The sequence below is a fragment of the Clostridium sp. AM49-4BH genome (genome assembly GCF_003478335.1).
Taxonomy (GTDB): Bacteria; Bacillota; Clostridia; order Lachnospirales; family Lachnospiraceae; genus Butyribacter.
Map to the genome: position 1 here is coordinate 1 of NZ_QUFB01000036.1, position 15,973 is coordinate 15,973.

At 38.3% G+C, this 15,973-nt stretch carries 15 protein-coding genes and 2 pseudogenes; 9 read left to right on the forward strand and 8 right to left on the reverse strand.

Annotation, left to right across the window (positions count from 1 at the left end):
* Window positions 1-4: 4 nt before the first annotated feature.
* Window positions 5-172 (reverse strand): hypothetical protein, encoded by a 168-nt coding sequence (locus tag DW981_RS15140; RefSeq protein WP_182434224.1) that lies wholly within the window; start codon window positions 170-172, stop codon window positions 5-7.
* 306 nt (window positions 173-478) lie between these two features.
* Window positions 479-2,140 (reverse strand): annotated as a pseudogene (locus DW981_RS10290) (recombinase family protein); the annotation flags it as partial.
* A 337-nt stretch (window positions 2,141-2,477) separates the two neighbouring features.
* On the opposite strand from DW981_RS10290, the gene DW981_RS15705 reads away from it, so the two are divergent.
* Window positions 2,478-2,663, forward strand: a complete 186-nt coding sequence (locus DW981_RS15705) for a hypothetical protein (RefSeq protein ID WP_014080774.1) — start codon at window positions 2,478-2,480, stop codon at window positions 2,661-2,663.
* Window positions 2,656-3,264 carry a hypothetical protein gene (locus DW981_RS10300; RefSeq protein WP_005348504.1) on the forward strand — a complete coding sequence of 203 codons (609 nt, stop codon included), beginning with the start codon at window positions 2,656-2,658 and terminating at the stop codon, window positions 3,262-3,264. The genes DW981_RS15705 and DW981_RS10300 overlap by 8 nt, the downstream gene beginning before the upstream one ends.
* A gap of 47 nt (window positions 3,265-3,311) precedes the next feature.
* On the opposite strand, the gene DW981_RS15940 is transcribed toward DW981_RS10300, so the two are convergent.
* Window positions 3,312-3,446: a hypothetical protein gene (locus DW981_RS15940; protein WP_005348500.1), complete on the reverse strand. Its 135-nt coding sequence runs from the start codon at window positions 3,444-3,446 to the stop codon at window positions 3,312-3,314.
* 469 nt (window positions 3,447-3,915) lie between these two features.
* Here DW981_RS15940 and DW981_RS10305 point away from each other — a divergent pair, with 469 nt between their 5' ends.
* The gene (locus DW981_RS10305; RefSeq protein WP_347474562.1) at window positions 3,916-5,943 is read left to right on the forward strand and encodes a tetratricopeptide repeat protein; all 2,028 of its coding nucleotides are present in this window, start codon (window positions 3,916-3,918) and stop codon (window positions 5,941-5,943) included.
* A gap of 37 nt (window positions 5,944-5,980) precedes the next feature.
* Here DW981_RS10305 and DW981_RS10310 read toward each other — a convergent pair whose 3' ends face one another.
* The 5 genes from DW981_RS10310 to DW981_RS10330 all read right to left on the reverse strand — a co-directional run bounded on the left by DW981_RS10310 (window position 5,981) and on the right by DW981_RS10330 (window position 10,537).
* A complete protein-coding gene (locus DW981_RS10310) occupies window positions 5,981-6,853 on the reverse strand; it encodes an ATP-binding cassette domain-containing protein (RefSeq protein ID WP_005348496.1) in 873 nt (290 codons plus the stop codon).
* A gap of 3 nt (window positions 6,854-6,856) precedes the next feature.
* On the reverse strand, window positions 6,857-7,513 hold the full coding sequence (locus DW981_RS10315; RefSeq protein ID WP_243034724.1) for a transporter: 657 nt from the start codon (window positions 7,511-7,513) through the stop codon (window positions 6,857-6,859).
* Window positions 7,510-8,580 carry an ABC transporter permease subunit gene (locus DW981_RS10320; protein ID WP_117688332.1) on the reverse strand — a complete coding sequence of 357 codons (1,071 nt, stop codon included), beginning with the start codon at window positions 8,578-8,580 and terminating at the stop codon, window positions 7,510-7,512. The genes DW981_RS10315 and DW981_RS10320 overlap by 4 nt, the downstream gene beginning before the upstream one ends.
* Window positions 8,581-8,696: 116 nt before the next feature.
* On the reverse strand, window positions 8,697-9,875 hold the full coding sequence (locus DW981_RS10325) for a HAMP domain-containing sensor histidine kinase (RefSeq protein WP_117688331.1): 1,179 nt from the start codon (window positions 9,873-9,875) through the stop codon (window positions 8,697-8,699).
* On the reverse strand, window positions 9,863-10,537 hold the full coding sequence (locus tag DW981_RS10330) for a response regulator transcription factor (protein WP_014080778.1): 675 nt from the start codon (window positions 10,535-10,537) through the stop codon (window positions 9,863-9,865). The genes DW981_RS10325 and DW981_RS10330 overlap by 13 nt, the downstream gene beginning before the upstream one ends.
* Window positions 10,538-10,757: 220 nt before the next feature.
* On the opposite strand from DW981_RS10330, the gene DW981_RS10335 reads away from it, so the two are divergent.
* From DW981_RS10335 to mobQ, 6 genes and pseudogenes are all read left to right on the forward strand, one after another.
* Window positions 10,758-11,675: a ParM/StbA family protein gene (locus DW981_RS10335; RefSeq protein ID WP_117688329.1), complete on the forward strand. Its 918-nt coding sequence runs from the start codon at window positions 10,758-10,760 to the stop codon at window positions 11,673-11,675.
* A 3-nt stretch (window positions 11,676-11,678) separates the two neighbouring features.
* Window positions 11,679-12,062 carry a hypothetical protein gene (locus tag DW981_RS10340; protein WP_005348488.1) on the forward strand — a complete coding sequence of 128 codons (384 nt, stop codon included), beginning with the start codon at window positions 11,679-11,681 and terminating at the stop codon, window positions 12,060-12,062.
* 24 nt (window positions 12,063-12,086) lie between these two features.
* Window positions 12,087-12,803 carry a replication initiator protein A gene (locus DW981_RS10345; RefSeq protein ID WP_005348487.1) on the forward strand — a complete coding sequence of 239 codons (717 nt, stop codon included), beginning with the start codon at window positions 12,087-12,089 and terminating at the stop codon, window positions 12,801-12,803.
* Window positions 12,800-13,657: an ATP-binding protein gene (locus tag DW981_RS10350; protein WP_055214936.1), complete on the forward strand. Its 858-nt coding sequence runs from the start codon at window positions 12,800-12,802 to the stop codon at window positions 13,655-13,657. The genes DW981_RS10345 and DW981_RS10350 overlap by 4 nt, the downstream gene beginning before the upstream one ends.
* 170 nt (window positions 13,658-13,827) lie before the next feature.
* Window positions 13,828-14,049, forward strand: coding sequence for a DUF3847 domain-containing protein (locus DW981_RS10355; RefSeq protein ID WP_005348485.1), 222 nt, complete (start codon window positions 13,828-13,830; stop codon window positions 14,047-14,049).
* 136 nt (window positions 14,050-14,185) lie between these two features.
* A pseudogene (gene mobQ, locus DW981_RS10360) lies at window positions 14,186-15,894 on the forward strand (MobQ family relaxase).
* Window positions 15,895-15,973: the final 79 nt, after the last annotated feature.

Sequence of the window (15,973 nt, forward strand, 5' to 3'; positions counted from 1 at the left end):
ATATTCAAAAAAAATCATTTATATTATCTTCATAGAGATTGAATACCTTGTCTTCAAGACCATATTCTTTTAAAAATGACTGAAAATTCCTAATTTGTCTCTCATATCTTGAATCCTGCTTCAAGTACTCATCCACTAATAAATTGAATTCTTCAATATTACTACTCTTCATAATCATTCTCTCCTATAGCAACCCAAAATACCTCAACGCATCCTTAATATACTCCACCTTCTCCTGCGGACACTGTTTAACCTCTGGATTCTCCTTCCTGGACTTATTGTAATTCTCGCCCATATCCAGACCACACATCCGCTTCACCTGTGCAATATAAGAAGTATGCACATTCACACCATACTTGTCCTTCACATAGTCCTTAATCTTCTGATAAGTAGCCTTTTCCTCTGGCGTATAATTACTTTCTTCATCAGGACACATTGTAACCTCAATTTTAGGTTGATTTGTTTTGAGGGACAATTTGACAACCGTCTCAACGGTACTTTCGTTATCCCAACAAAGTTCCTGTGTCTCCCTGTCTCCAAAATACACCGGAAAACGGAACTTTATGTGCTTCAGGAATCTGCCATCTGGCTGCTCCTGCTCGTAAATGTCTACCTGTTCTACAAAGCTGTTAAGAAATTCTTTCTTCTCCAGGTCGGTGAACTTATCATATAGTTTATCAAAATATAAAAGAAATTGATAGACGTTTTCTTCTGATATTTTCTGTTGCCGGATATTCAACAGGCGGTTCTTGACTTCTTCTATACTGTTCTCCACGCCTTCAATCTCATCATACAAACGGTATAACCTTGTCTCCATATCCTGATATTTCTTCTCATAAAATTTATCCATGATATCCAGTCTATCCATCTGCTGTCCAAGTCTTGCTTTTGCTCCGGTCAGCTGCCTGTGCTGTTTTTCCAGTCTTTCAATCTCTTTTTCTATTTCTTCTGTATCTATTCTTGAACCGATTTTATTCAGAATTGCTTCTTCAAATTTCGGATTCTTCACCAGCTTCCGAATAACTTCTTCCACTGCATTGTTAATCTTCTCCTCGCTCCATTGTTTACGATATCCACATTTATGACCATCTACCAGGCGACGATGTTTGCAGGCATAATAGAAATAATCCTTATATAAGGTTCCGTCTTTCTTTTTCTTTCGGTTCACGTTTCCATACATACCGCTTCCACATAACGGACATCTCAATATTCCGGATAAAATATGCTCATGATCGAGGCTATGTGTCTTTTCATATTTCACACCTGTTTTTTCCCGTTTTTGATGAGCCAGCTCCCAGTCTGTTTCCGAAATAATCCCTTCATGGATACCATCGTGCAGCATATAATTTTCCTGCTTTACAATGCGATATTCATTTCTTGTACCAGAAACTTTCTCGTTTTTCCTTCGTCCATAAGCCAGCTTTCCACAGTATACCGGATTATCCAGAACGCCTTTTATAAATGATGCGGCAAATGCGTCCAGTGTATTATTCTGTCGTTTTTTCTTTTTATATCCATGCTGGTTCAGCCATGCAGCAATCGCAGAGATTCCCATATTGGTATGAATAAATTTATCATAGATCAGACGAATAATTTCCGCTTCATCCTCTGCAATCTGCAATTCTCCATTTACCAATTCATAGCCATATGGAGCAAATCCACCGTTCCATTTTCCTTCCCTGGCTTTCTGCTTACGTCCCTCCATTGTTTGCACAAGGATATTCTCTCGTTCAATCTCCGCCACCGCAGACAGAACAGAAATCATCAGCTTTCCACTATCTTTTGAGCTGTCAATTCCATCTTCTACACAGATCAGATTCACTCCAAAATCCTGCATCCTCTGCAAAGAATTTAAAACATCTGCCGCATTACGACCAAATCTGGAAAGCTTGAACACCAGTACAAACTGCACCTCATCTGTGCCATTCTCAATATTATCCAACATTCTCTGAAATTCCGGTCTGCCCTCTACGCTCTTTCCAGACTTACCTTCATCTGAATACTCATTTACGATTTCCATATTCTGAAATTCCGCATATCTCTTGAGTTTTTCTTTCTGAGCATCCAGACTGTAGCCATCTACCTGCATGGTTGTGGATACTCTGGTATATATATCGCATTTAATCTTTTTATTCTTCATAATCTTCCTCGCAGTATAACTCTGTTTTATTGTCCCAACCTTATTTTAGTACTTGTTCCAACTATTTTCAATACTTATTTTCCGTATTGACGCATTTCTTCGCCAATCGTATAATTAAGTTAGATACAGAGCATTTCTGTTATCAAAATATTGCCCGCCCACCATTGGCGACTTATAAATGATTGGCTCGAAAATATTGTTCGCTTACCGGAAGCGTCTAATAAATGTCCGGCTTGAAAATTATTTAGAAATAATTTCTGTTTTTGATATTGTGTTTTTATCACACATTGCATATACTATAAATACACAAAAAAGCCAAAAAAGAGGAGGTGTTAGTATGGCTACTTCAAGTATTACTCATAATTTTGTCGTATCCAATCCAAATAGCGTAAAGCGTTTTGTCGCAGCAATTGACGAAGCCGACCGTGACCGCACACCAAAGCAGACACTTCCCGGACGTCAGTTAACGAACCCACAGGAAATCTTAGCTTTAATGTCAAAAAGGAAGAAAAAACATGTCTGATAAATATTTTACCGTTAATATTCGGGCATATTTGGATAAAGACGAACCGACATATATCGGAGAGGAAAGTCTTTACGACTTACTCTCCGATTTTTCTTGTCCCAAAAATCCCGATGTGGAATACTTTTTATTACATAATGCGATTGAGTTTACCAAAAAAGATCAATCTATCACTTATCTGGTATTTGATGCTGAAGATGCTTCACTGGTTGGTTATTTTTCACTTACAATAAAACCAATCTCTGTCCGTGCTTCAAATATCAGCAAGACAATGGCAAAAAAACTGTCCCGTGTCAGTATTTTGGATGAAGAAACACAATCCTATACTACCGCAGCTTACTTGATCGCCCAGTTGGGAAAGAACTATTCTCTTCCAAAGGAAAAACGAATTCCTGGAAATATTCTACTGGGATTTGCACTGGAAACCATATCCAGTCTCAAATATTCCGTAGGTGGCGTTATGGAGTTTCTTGAATGCGAAGATAATGAATTTCTTCTGAGCTTTTATACGCAGAATCATTTCAAGCCATTTGATACGCGTATTACCGCTTCTCAGAATAATGAGCCACACACTCTGCATCAGCTTTTAAAATTTATTTGATTTAAAAATGCATGAAAAAAGCGACAGTCTGATTTACATTTTGTATTTCAGGAAACTGCCGCTTCTTTTTCTTCCTTATTCTGTTTTTCTTCCTCCAACTCCCGGAGGACTTCAGCGCCGTACTTATCAATCATCCGTACCAGAAAATCAATGCACCGCTCAAATTCAATATTCTGTTGCATAAGCTCCTCCCGTTATTGTTTTGATCTGAGCTTATTTTACAGAACCTGCCGGAAAACCACATTGAATAGAAATTGATTGTAAATTGACACAATCAATTTAAAAATATCCGCATTTTCTTGAATCGAATATATGTTCGTGTTATGATAGATATACTTAATCTTAACTACGAAAGGGGAATTTCTATTGAATCGATGCGATTTTTCTTCTATTAGCACTTGCTTAAAAAATCATATCAGCGAAAGTAATCAAATGAGTCAGCCTGATTTTTTATACGAATTATTTGAAGATTTTATGGATGATCCGGCAAATCAGGATTTTTCTATGGATAATGGTCTGGTTTGTCGTTGGCTGACCGGTCAAGCAAAGATCAGTCCCAAAATATCTGCCTACTATTCCAAACCCAGTAATCAGAAAAAACTGGCAGAAACCATTCACCAGAATCTGCTTCCATTGATGTCTGACTGCAATATGGCTATGCAGGATATATACACATTATTTATACAAGATGACACCATCTCCGATGCCAAAAAGAAAAATCTGGCTTCTCTGTACAAACCAGCCAGCTCACGTCTGCTTTTTCTTGCAAAGCTGATTTCTTTTGGCATGGAGCGACAATTTATCAAACGTGATACTAAAAATCAAAAATTAATTGCCGGAGGTGCCCTGTCACCCATTGTGCTGGATTATATTATGGACAGTGAGGTTCCGAAACCATGCCGTCATTTTATCGGAAGAGATAAAGAACTAGAAGAATTATATACCATGCTTGAGGAAAACCGTCATGTTTTTCTTTGCGGAATTGCCGATATTGGTAAAAGCGAACTTGCCAAAGCCTACGCAAAACATTACAAAAAGCATTACACTAACATTCTATATGTAGAATATACAGGTGATCTTCATCAGGACATTACTGACATGGATTTTATTGATGATCCACCAGAAATCAGCGAACAGGAACGGTTTCAAAGACATAACCGTTTTCTGCGTTCCCTGAAATCCGATACTCTGCTTATCATAGATAATTTTAATGTCACAGCTACACAGGACAGTTTTCTGTCAGTAGTATTAAAATACCGCTGTCAGATTTTATTTACGACCAGAAGTAATCTGAATGAATACTGTACTTTTCAATTAAAAGAAATAAAGGATATAAACATTCTTTTCCAACTGACATCTGCATTTTATTCAGAAGCAGACAAGTATCGTTCGACCGTCGAAAAAATCATAGAGACCGTACACTATCATACTTTTGCTGTAGAACTGGCTGCAAAACTTTTGGAAAATGGAATTTCAACTCCAGGTCAGTTATTAGCAAAACTTCAGGAAGAAAGAGCATCTCTCGATAACGAAGATAAAATTAAGATAATCAAGGATGGTCAAAGCAGTAAAGCCACTTATTATAGTCATATCCATACTCTATTTTCACTATATGCTTTATCCCGAAAACAGCAGGATATCATGTGCAATTTGTGTTTTCTTCCTTACACTGGTATTTCTGCCCGCATATTCGCCAAATGGCTGGAACTGCCTACCTTAAATGAAATTAACGACTTGATTGAAACTGGTTTTGTGCAGACAACTACACGTCACACAATCTCCCTGCATCCTATGATTAAGGAAATTGCCCTTTCAGAGACAAAACCATCTGTAAGTAGCTGTCACATATTACTGGATTCTTTACAGAAAATATGTTTAATGCATGGAATTGAAGTCGATTATTACAAGAAGCTGTTTCAGACAGCAGGAAACATCATAGAATTGATTGAAAAAGATGATATACCAAAATATCTACTTTTTCTGGAAAATGTTTTTCCATATATGGATAATTATAATTACCAGAAAGGTATGAAAGAAATCATTCAGGAATTAAAAAATTTTTTGAAGCCTAAAGACATTGGCACCGATTCTGACCGGGCATTGTTACTGGATTTTCAGGCTACTCTTGAAATCAAGCCAGAAAAAGCAATAAAACTGGAAAAGGATGCACTTGCCCAGATAGAAAATATCACTGCTGACAATGCTCGCCTTGTTTCCAACCTTCATGCCAATCTCGGTGGACTTTACCGCATGAACGGTCATCCCGATCTTGCAAGAGAACACATGGAAAAAAGTATCTCACTGCTTGACCAATTTAACCTGCTTCATATAAATGACAGCATACCTCAGATTGCCAATTATGCAATGTTCCTGACAGAACAGCAGGAACCCGAAAGAGGCATCTCTGAATTGCAAAAATTATCCGGCATCATCAAGGAATACCATTCCGATGACTGTCTGGATTATGCCAAAGTACAGGAAACCCTTGGAACCATTTATCTGATGACTGCCAATCTTCCGCAAGCCAAAACACATTTTAAAAGAGCTTTCAAAATACATGAAAAGATCTGGGCTGATGAACCAGAAATGATTGAAGCAAAATATCAGGAAATTCAGGAGTTATATCCACAGATTGGATTTTGCATTGGAAAAAATCTATCCGGTCTTTTAACAAAATAAGCATAATTTACGGCGGGCAACTTGCCCGCCGTTATATTCAACTATTCGTCAAATAAATATATGCATCTTCCAAAGTGATATCATTATCCAGGACACAATTCTCATTTGGCTTTCCTTTGCTTAATACTTTCATATGAATTCCATTTTCTACATACTGCTTAGATGATATAGAATAATTGGCTTCTAACAAACGGGCTTCTTCTGCATTTTGTACCGTACAATTCCAAACACAGCCCTTTGCATTTTCCAGCAACCCACTCACGCTTCCAGAATATAAAAAACTTCCCTTTTTCATAATGGCAAGCTGTGTACAGGTTGCTGCTAAATCTTCTACTACATGAGTGGAAAACAGCACAGTTCTATCCTTTGAAAAATCAACCAAAAGATTGCGGATCCTGATTCTTTCTTCCGGATCTAACCCGGTGGTAGGTTCATCAATAATCAAAAAATCCGGATTATTAAGAAGTGCCTGTATGAGTCCGACACGTCTCTTCATACCACCAGATAATTGCCGCATTTTTTTATTCTGATGCTCTGTAAGAGAAGTCTTTTCCAGATAATAGGTAATTCTTTGTTCGAGGTCATTTCTGGCTACTCCTGACAGTCCCCCCATATATACAAGACATTCTTTCACCGTAAGATTCGGATATAAGTCGATTTCCTGTGGAAGATAACCAATCTTTTTCTGTATTTTCTCATAATTTCCCTCGTTATACAGAATTCCATCAAGGGAAACCATTCCTTCCGTTTGTTTTAAAACAGTTGTAAGAACCCTCATCAAAGTGGTTTTTCCGGCACCATTCTCACCCAAAAGTCCGTAAATTCCCTTAGGTATTTCAAGAGATGCCTTATTTACTGCAACTACACCATTTTTAAATCTAACTGTTAAATCATTTATTCTAATACTCATAATCTATCCTCTTTTCTTTAAAGTCATTGGTAATACTGCAAATAAAAACAGCCCCGCTATAAAAGACACAAGCGTTCCATAAATCCAACTCTCGGACATTAATTGAGTAGGTTCACAAAAGCTGAAAGAAAACAATCCCAGATTTCCGAAAAATGAACTTCCCGCTTTTGATATAAGTCCAATGACAATTCCAAATAAACATCCAATACCTGCCCACATATTTCGAAGCAATGTACACAAAATCACAGAGCATATACTCCAAAGCCAGATAGTTCCAAACATTGCAATGAAATATAAAAGAAATATCTGAATACCCGAAATGCCTTCGTTTACACTGCCCGGTTTTTGCCAGAAAAACAAAACATATCCAACACAGGAAAGCATTAATAAATATAATATTTGAACGCCCACTCTCTGCGATATTACTTTTAACTGCTTTTTTTGATCATACAAATGAAATACATCGGCACGCTTACTTTTTACTTCCATCAAATATGTGTCACTACAAAAAATAATTGTTAAAAATGCTATTGGCGACTGAATCGCTGAACCGATTTCTTCATAGTATATAATCGGATGAATAGCACACAATATCAGTATAAATGCACATGAATAAAAAATCTTATATAACGACAGGCAGTTTTTTAGTTCCGTTTTCAATGAACCCTCCTCCTTTTCCAGATTGTAACAGAAATACATACTAATATAACTGATGAAATTACAAGAATAATCTGATTTATGTTTGACATTTTGGCTACATGTGTTTCAAAAAATCTGCCAGGGAATCGCACCATAATAGAGAACGGTCTCATATAATAAATATCATTCTTCATGGTCAGCATATTTGAATATATAATGTGTAAAAACAAGATTGGTGCTGCCGGAAGCGGATTTTTAAATATTACTGCTGTAATTGTATAGACACAACATATCATCAAAAGATTCGGAATAATATAGATCAGAGAATTCACGCAAAAATCAATTGGTGTTACTGGAAAGCCCGATTCTAAAGACGTTTTCAAACACAGCATAAAGAATATAACATTCAAAATCACTAATACTCCCAGCATACTAATGAATCCGCTTATTACTTTCCCACATATATATTGGACTGCCGTAACAGGCTTTGTATGTAATAATTCATAGGTACTTTTTCGTGTATCCTGAATAAATAAAAATGATAGCAAGACTGTTGCAAAAAAAGCCATATGCAATCCTGCAAAATCCGTAAATTTTTTGGCAAAGTACCAGGAAAAAGAATGTTCGGATAATTTCCGCTCGATATAATGATTGATTTCTTCTGCTGTCCCCTTATGAATTTCAAGGTCATCATAAGCATATATTGCATTATAATAGCCATATTGGGATTCCAAAAACTCAGAAGCAGTCTTTACATCCATATTCTGAATTTCTTTCATTACATGATCTGCTTCCTGCCTGCTAAATCCAAAACCATTTTTGGAGGTGTCCATTAACGTCTCTTTGATCGTATCTTCCCACTCCCTTCTTCTTTCTTTATCATCAGATGTGGGAATGTACCCATCCATGACATCAGCATCTTCCAATGCTACGTCATTTTGTGTGATCTTTTCATTCGGTTTGATATAATGAATTTGCAAATACGATGACAGACATTGATACATACTGGCAACTATAATAATCAAGCCAATCCACAAAACAGGGTTCTTTAAATAATCAAGTATACTTCTTTTTATGATTGTTTTCATTGTATCTCTTCCTTTCTTTATTTCTTTAACAACATCATACAAATCAATTCTCAATAAATTCACAACAAAAAAGACTAAAACCACTTTATTTGTGATTTCAGCCTTATAAAGTATTTTTATTCAGCTTTGAAAAGAGCTTCTACATGAGCACCGCCTTGTCTGGCATTATATATTTTCAAATTTCCTCCATGCTTTTCACAGAAAATACGAGAAATATACATACCAAGGCCAAAATGCTTTAAATCATCTTGTGGATTCTTATGATAAAATGGTTCTGTTACTTTTTCCTCAGTATCCACAAACCCTATTCCATCATCTTCAACAGAAATTATAAGAAAACCATCCTTTTTCTTTATCTGCAAAGCAATACTTTTTTGTGCATATCGAACCGCATTTTCCAGTAAGTTGTCTGTCACTTCCATGACAAGTTCCTCATCCACTTTCACAATGTTTTGTTCCTGCACTCTTTCTACCTTACATAATTTACTTTCCTTCTTGGACAGCATGGCAGCTTCTGCCTCAATCTTTTTTGCCAGTTCCGATAATTCTATCTCTGAGCATTGCAGTTCCCTCTGTTCTAAATGGGACATTTTTCTCATGTTTTCCGTGAAATGCTCTATACGGTCAATCTGATACATGCCTGTTTGTAAGATATCAATAACATCCTCTGTTTTTATACTCTCAGAAGAAACAAACTCTAAGAGCATTTCCTGATACCCTCGCAATATGGAAAGTGGAGAACGTATATCATGTGCAATTGCATTCCGCAAAGCCTTCTCGTCATCAATCATTCGCCACATCTTTCTGTTGTTATCTGCTAAAGCACTTCGCATCATTTCAAATTCTTTACACAAAGTTCCCATCTCATCTTTATTTTCATAGGACACATGAAAATCCAGTTCATTATCTGCAATCATTTGTGAGGCATCTTTTAGTTCCTGTAGAGGTGTCTTTAACTTATTTTTATAAAAAAAGAATACCGCAACAACACTCCCAACAATCGAAAAAATCAGTACCGAATATGTTTCCATAAAGTCACACATTTCCGAAAGATGATAGTCCAAACGATTCATCTGCGATTGATTAGGTCTTGATATCTCAATCTCGTATTTCTTTCCATATTGCTGAAACACGTCCGTATAATCTGCATAATCAATATATTTTTCCCATATTTTATTCTGCATATTTCCTGCAAAATGAACTGTAAATCCAGATAACAGAAATGCTGCCGTTAAGCTGATCACAAAATAAAGCAGAATTGTTTTTTTCAGTGACAAGTTTCTTATTTTTTCCATCGGTATCCAATCCCCCATACAGTTTCTATGTATTCTTTTTCTGAATAATCCGCTATTTTTTTCCTTATACGCCGTACTAATTCCGTTATCGTTCTACTGTCCCCTTCCGCATCATATCCACAGACTTGTGCATATATACGTTCTTTATCAAACACCTGCCCTGGATGCATGGATAAGAATTCAATAATCTGATATTCAATTTTTGTGAACTCCATCCTGTGTCCAGCTATAGCTACTATTTTTTCAGAATAATCAATCAGCATTTCATCCATGAAACGGTATTCCGTTTTTTGTTGATGCCTTTCTTCTCTCTTTATGTTTGTGACAATCCTTGCTTCCAACTCCCGAAGACTAAATGGTTTCGTAATATAATCATCCCCACCTGAAAGCAACCCATTAATTTTATCATCTTCGTCAACTCTTGCTGTCAGAAATAAAATTGGACATAACACTTTACTGCGTATCAGACGACATACTTCAATCCCATCCATGCGTGGCATATTGATATCCAACAAAATAATATCCGGTTTCATTTTTATTTTATTTAATGCTTCCATTCCATCTGTAGCCGTAATGGTTTCATATTGTTTCATATTAAAATAACTACAAAGCATTTTCACCAATTCTTTATCATCATCGACAACTAAAATCTTGTATTTCATCCAAACCACCTCCAGTATCCATATTATACGATAAAAAACAATGAAATCACAACAAGAGTACATGAAGAACGTAAGCACAATATATCTTTTTTCTCAATTCCTGCTCAATTTCCCCTCAATGCCTTTTTCCTCCGATTTTCGTATGCTTATCCCACAGCAGAGCAGTACCACACCGGTACGACCTGCTGAATCAATCAATACGAAAACGGAGGTATTTTTTATGCGAGAACTCAGAAACACCAAAATCATTGCTGTAGATCATGGCTACGGCAATATGAAAACAGCAAACACCGTCACCCCAACCGGCATCAAAGCCTATGAAACTGAACCAATCTTCACCGGGAATATTCTGGAATACAACGGCATTTACTACCGGATCGGCGAAGGACACAAAGAATTTATCCCGGATAAAGCTATGGACGAAGAATATTATCTTCTGACGCTAATGGCTATTGCAAGGGAACTGAATGTCTTTTCCATCCGTGAAGCAGATGTTCATCTGGCTGCCGGACTTCCTCTGACATGGATCAGAAATCAAAGAGAAGCTTTTCGTTCCTATCTGCTCCAGAATCCAGAAGTCCATTACCGTTTCAACGGCAAAGAATATCATCTCCGCTTTGTGGGATGTAGCCTTTACCCACAGGGATATCCGGCTATTGTAAACCACCTTGGAAATTTCAAGGGAACTAATCTCCTTGCAGATATCGGAAACGGAACCATGAACATTCTGTATATCAACAATAAGAAAGCACAAGAAAGCCGATGCTGGACAGAAAAACTTGGTGTAAACCAATGCATGATTGCTGCAAAGAACGCTGTTCTGGACAAATTTGGAGTGAAGATTGAAGAATCTACAGTAGAACAGATTCTGCGGTTTGGAACAGCTGACATTTCAGCACCATATATGGATTGTATCAGTTCTATTGCCAGACAGTATGTGGCAGAACTTTTTTCCACACTCCGCAAATATGAATACAATCCTGACCTAATGCGCCTGTATGTAGTTGGCGGCGGTGGATGTCTGATCCGTAACTTCGGAACGTATGACAAATTACGAGTCACCATCATTGATGACATCTGCGCCACCGCCAAAGGTTACGAATCTCTGGCTTATATGAGCCTGAAAAGGAGGGGATAAACCATGCAGAACAATATCCGCAACACAAACCTGCGCTTTAATCTGGACAAAGAACAGCAACGGAGAGCCTGGGAATATTTACAGACGATGGACAGGCAGGATTTTAAATCTTACAGTCAGGTAATCTCTCTTGCACTGGTAGATTATTTTGACCGCTACTACCGCACACAGGCTGATCCTTATCTGGAAACAAGAGAACGGGAAGAACTTTTTGTGAAACAGATTGTAGATGCAGTGGAAAACAGTCTGAAACAGGCATTGCCACTTTTTCTTTCCGGACTGACTGCAGGCATGGCGCAAAGGGAGCCCCAAATCAGGGCATCCTTTCCAGCACCTGAAAATTCACAGCCAGATAGTGATGTAGACTGGGATTTTCTTGGGGAATAAACCCTTTTGATTGGAGGTGAACACATGACTGACTTTCTGACAGCAGACACCAACCTGCCATCTTATATGATGTTTCCCCGTTTCCTTCTGGACATGGAAATAAACGAAACTGCCAAAATGCTTTATATTATCCTGCTCGACCGGGCAAGGCTTTCCCAGAAAAATGAGGGGTGGTCAGATACAGACGGTCATGTGTTCATTTACTTTACGATTGAAGCACTGGCAGAAGTTCTCCACAAAAGCCAGATGACGGTTAAAACTGCTCTGGCAGTACTGGAAAAACAGGAGCTTATCTTCCGAAAACGGCAGGGTCCCGGACAGCCCAATCGGATTTATGTAAAACTCCCAAAAGAAACCATCCACTATACAGACAGATTTCTTTCCCTAAGACAGACAAAAAACTGTCCTATTGACAGACAGGATTCTTTCCCTGATACAGACAGAAAACTGTCTGGTAATAAGAAAGAGATAAAAAAGAACAATTTAGCAATAAGAGGGAGTAAGGAGCCACTCTCACCCTATGGAAAATTTCAAAATGTTTTTCTGTCAGAAAAAGAGCTTGAAGATATCCGGCAGACAATCCCTGACTGGAAGGATTATATTGAACGCTTATCCGGTTATATGGCTTCTACCGGAAAGCAATATCAGAACCACGCAGCTACCATCATCAGTTGGGCAAGACAGGATCATCCTGCTTCCCGACAACGAAATTACGAAAGTGAGGAATACGAAACATTATGACAAAATTTATAGAAAAACCAACAGCTATAACCCCAAACAGAGAGCTTCAGTCTGATGAATATTTTAACGAAACAGACCACCTGATCTACTGTTCCAAATGCAATACGCCAAGGCAATGCAGGCATGAATTACAGGGAAAGGTTCTTATTCCTTCCATCCGCTGTAAATGCCAGCAGGAAATCTTTGAGCAGGAAGAAGCCCAGAGAAAACTTCATGAAAAACAAATGGAAATAGAGCATCTTAAAACCAGCGGCTTACAGGACAAAGCACTCTATGACTACACTTTTGCCAGGGATAACGGCATCAATCCGGAAATAAAACTGGCACACAATTATGTAAGCAACTGGGAAGAGATGAGAGCAAATGCTTCCGGACTTCTCATCTGGGGTGATGTCGGTACTGGAAAATCTTTTTTTGCAGGCTGCATTGCCAATGCCCTTCTGGAAAAAGGCGTTCCTGTACTGATGACCAACTTTTCCCGAATTCTAAATACCCTTACCGGAATGCATTTTGAAGACAGAAACCAGTTCATCAACAGCTTAAACCGCTACAGTCTTCTGATTATTGATGATCTCGGAATTGAGCGGAACTCTGACTTTGCACTGGAACAGGTATTCAATGTGATCGACAGTCGTTACCGCAGTAAAAAGCCCCTGATCATAACGACCAATCTCACTTTATCAGAGCTGAATAACGCCGCTGATATCGCACACAAACGAATTTATGACCGTATTCTGGAGAGATGTATTCCTGTCCGTATCAATAACCGGAATATTCGTCAGGACAATGCAACAGCTAATTTAAAACAGGCAAAAAGAATTCTGTTAAACAATCATGCTCCGAACCAGAACTGAAGCAAAGAAGCATAACACGATAATTATTCTTCACTGACAGTGGTACTACTTTCTTTCCTTATTTATCACCAGAAACATGCCACTGTCAGTTATCCGAAACTATAGTACCAAACCATAAGATTTTAAAACCAATACTGCCCGGATACGGGCATAAAAAGGAGGTGCCAGATATGGCAGATAAAAAAATCATGACACCGGAAGAAAAAGCACTTTTACAGGCAAGACACCGCCAAGAAGAAGCCGAAGCAAGAAATCGCAAAAAAGAACGTGATGCCAGAACACACCGATTAGTCCAGGAAGGAGCCATTTTGGAAAGTATTGTTCCCCATATTAAAGAAATGGATTTGGATTCCCTGAAACGGGAGCTGATAATCCGGCTACGAGGAATGTAAACGCACAAGTTCTACTCCCGAAGGGCGCACTTACTCACCACCCGATAAATCGGGCGGTGGTATCCCCTACGGGGCTCGTGCGCTCTGCCGAGGGCTTTTCCGCTGTTGCAGGCAACATCGAAAGGAGGTGCCAGATATGGCAATTTATCATATGCAAGCCAAAGTTGTCAGCCGTGGTTCCGGACGTTCCGCTGTCGCAGCTTCTGCTTATATGAGCTGCAGCCGGATGTACAATGATTACGATGGCATCCAGCATGATTACACCAGAAAGCATGGACTCATTTATCAGGAAGTATTGCTTCCACCGATGGCTTCACCAGAATGGAAAGACCGTGAACAACTCTGGAATGCTGTGGAAGCTGCAGAAAAAACAAAAGACAGCCGACTGGCAAGGGAATTTGTTGTCGCACTTCCCGTTGAATTAGATAAGGACAGTAATATTTCTCTTCTAAAAGATTTTATTCAAAAGAACTTTGTAGATATGGGCATGTGCGCTGACTTTGCTATTCACGATACGGATGGACACAATCCTCATGCACACATTCTGCTTACCGTCCGTCCACTGAACGAAAACGGAACATGGCAGTATAAAACAGAAAAAGAATATCTCTGCATAAAAAATGGAGAAGAAAAAGGATTTACAGCTACTGAATTCAAAGCTGCTCAAAAAGATGGCTGGGAAAAGCAATACAGATATAAAGTTGGGAAAAAGAAAGTTTATATGACCGCATCTGTCGCACAGGAAAAAGGCTATGACCGCATCGACAAGCATCCAAAAAGCAGCCGCTATGGCAGACAGAATCCCATTTCTGAACAATGGAACAGTGATGAGCAACTCTGTATCTGGAGAGCAAACTGGGCAGATACTGTAAATGAAATGCTTGCCCACAATCAGATAAATGCATCCATTGATCACCGCAGCTTTGCAGATCAGGGAATCACCGAACAGCCGACCATCCACGAAGGCTATATTGCTCAAAACATGGAAAAGAAAGGAATGATAGCTGACCGCTGTGAAATCAACCGCCAGATTCGTGCAGATAACCAAATGCTCCGGGAATTAAAAGCTCAGGTAGAGAAACTGGCTCAAGCTGTCAAAAATTCTATTCCTGTAATTGCAGAAACAATGGAAACTATCCGAAATCATATGATCTTTACACAATATCATTTACTTCATAATGAGATGCAAAAAGAAGTAATTCATGATTGGATGAATCATTTTAATCCAATACTGAATAAATACAACACCGTTAAAAAGAAACTCAAAGCTAAAGTTACAGAACGGAAAGAGCTGAATGTAGAAAAAGAGAAAACCAGTATTTTGAATCCCATCCAGCATATAAAATTGAATCAGCAGCTTACAACTGTTACCGAAGAAATTGAAGAACTGAAATCAAGGAAAGAGCAGCTAATCTTCCAGGCACAATGCTCTACTGATAAAGATATGATGAATCTATCCAAGAAATATGACCAGATGAATAACAATCTTGATATTCTTGATTCTCAGGACATCTCCCTTAAAAAACAGCTTGAAAAAGACGCCGTTGCTTTCCGGGAAGAAAAATTTCGTCCTGATCCAGAACAATACACAGAATTGCTGGACACCAGAATCCAGATACGTCCTGATTTTCGGGATAAGCTGATCGAACAGCTTAAAGGTACTTTCGGTAAATATTATGACTATCACCGTCATGATATTGCAGCCAATGAGGTGGATTATCTCAATGTGGAAGATCCTGATGTCTTCTCCCATCGTGCATGGGAACTGAAATATCAGAGGAAACGGGAAATACGGCGAAATCAGCTGCTCAATCTAAGAAAAAATCACATGATATGGAATTGTAACCGTCTTTGAATAGATAATATGTTCTTACAAATCTCTTGTTCAAAAATGAGTTTTTTTCAAAAAAGCGTATGGATTTAA

What these genes read in the sequence shown, in the direction of transcription:
- DW981_RS15140 (WP_182434224.1), bottom strand. Translation starts at nt 172, where the DNA reads ATGAAGAGTAGTAATATTGAAGAATTCAATTTATTAGTGGATGAGTAC.
- DW981_RS15705 (WP_014080774.1), top strand. Translation starts at nt 2,478, where the DNA reads ATGGCTACTTCAAGTATTACTCATAATTTTGTCGTATCCAATCCAAAT.
- DW981_RS10300 (WP_005348504.1), top strand. Translation starts at nt 2,656, where the DNA reads ATGTCTGATAAATATTTTACCGTTAATATTCGGGCATATTTGGATAAA.
- DW981_RS15940 (WP_005348500.1), bottom strand. Translation starts at nt 3,446, where the DNA reads ATGCAACAGAATATTGAATTTGAGCGGTGCATTGATTTTCTGGTACGG.
- DW981_RS10305 (WP_347474562.1), top strand. Translation starts at nt 3,916, where the DNA reads ATGGCTATGCAGGATATATACACATTATTTATACAAGATGACACCATC.
- DW981_RS10310 (WP_005348496.1), bottom strand. Translation starts at nt 6,853, where the DNA reads ATGAGTATTAGAATAAATGATTTAACAGTTAGATTTAAAAATGGTGTA.
- DW981_RS10320 (WP_117688332.1), bottom strand. Translation starts at nt 8,580, where the DNA reads ATGAAAACAATCATAAAAAGAAGTATACTTGATTATTTAAAGAACCCT.
- DW981_RS10325 (WP_117688331.1), bottom strand. Translation starts at nt 9,875, where the DNA reads ATGGAAAAAATAAGAAACTTGTCACTGAAAAAAACAATTCTGCTTTAT.
- DW981_RS10330 (WP_014080778.1), bottom strand. Translation starts at nt 10,537, where the DNA reads ATGAAATACAAGATTTTAGTTGTCGATGATGATAAAGAATTGGTGAAA.
- DW981_RS10335 (WP_117688329.1), top strand. Translation starts at nt 10,758, where the DNA reads ATGCGAGAACTCAGAAACACCAAAATCATTGCTGTAGATCATGGCTAC.
- DW981_RS10340 (WP_005348488.1), top strand. Translation starts at nt 11,679, where the DNA reads ATGCAGAACAATATCCGCAACACAAACCTGCGCTTTAATCTGGACAAA.
- DW981_RS10345 (WP_005348487.1), top strand. Translation starts at nt 12,087, where the DNA reads ATGACTGACTTTCTGACAGCAGACACCAACCTGCCATCTTATATGATG.
- DW981_RS10350 (WP_055214936.1), top strand. Translation starts at nt 12,800, where the DNA reads ATGACAAAATTTATAGAAAAACCAACAGCTATAACCCCAAACAGAGAG.
- DW981_RS10355 (WP_005348485.1), top strand. Translation starts at nt 13,828, where the DNA reads ATGGCAGATAAAAAAATCATGACACCGGAAGAAAAAGCACTTTTACAG.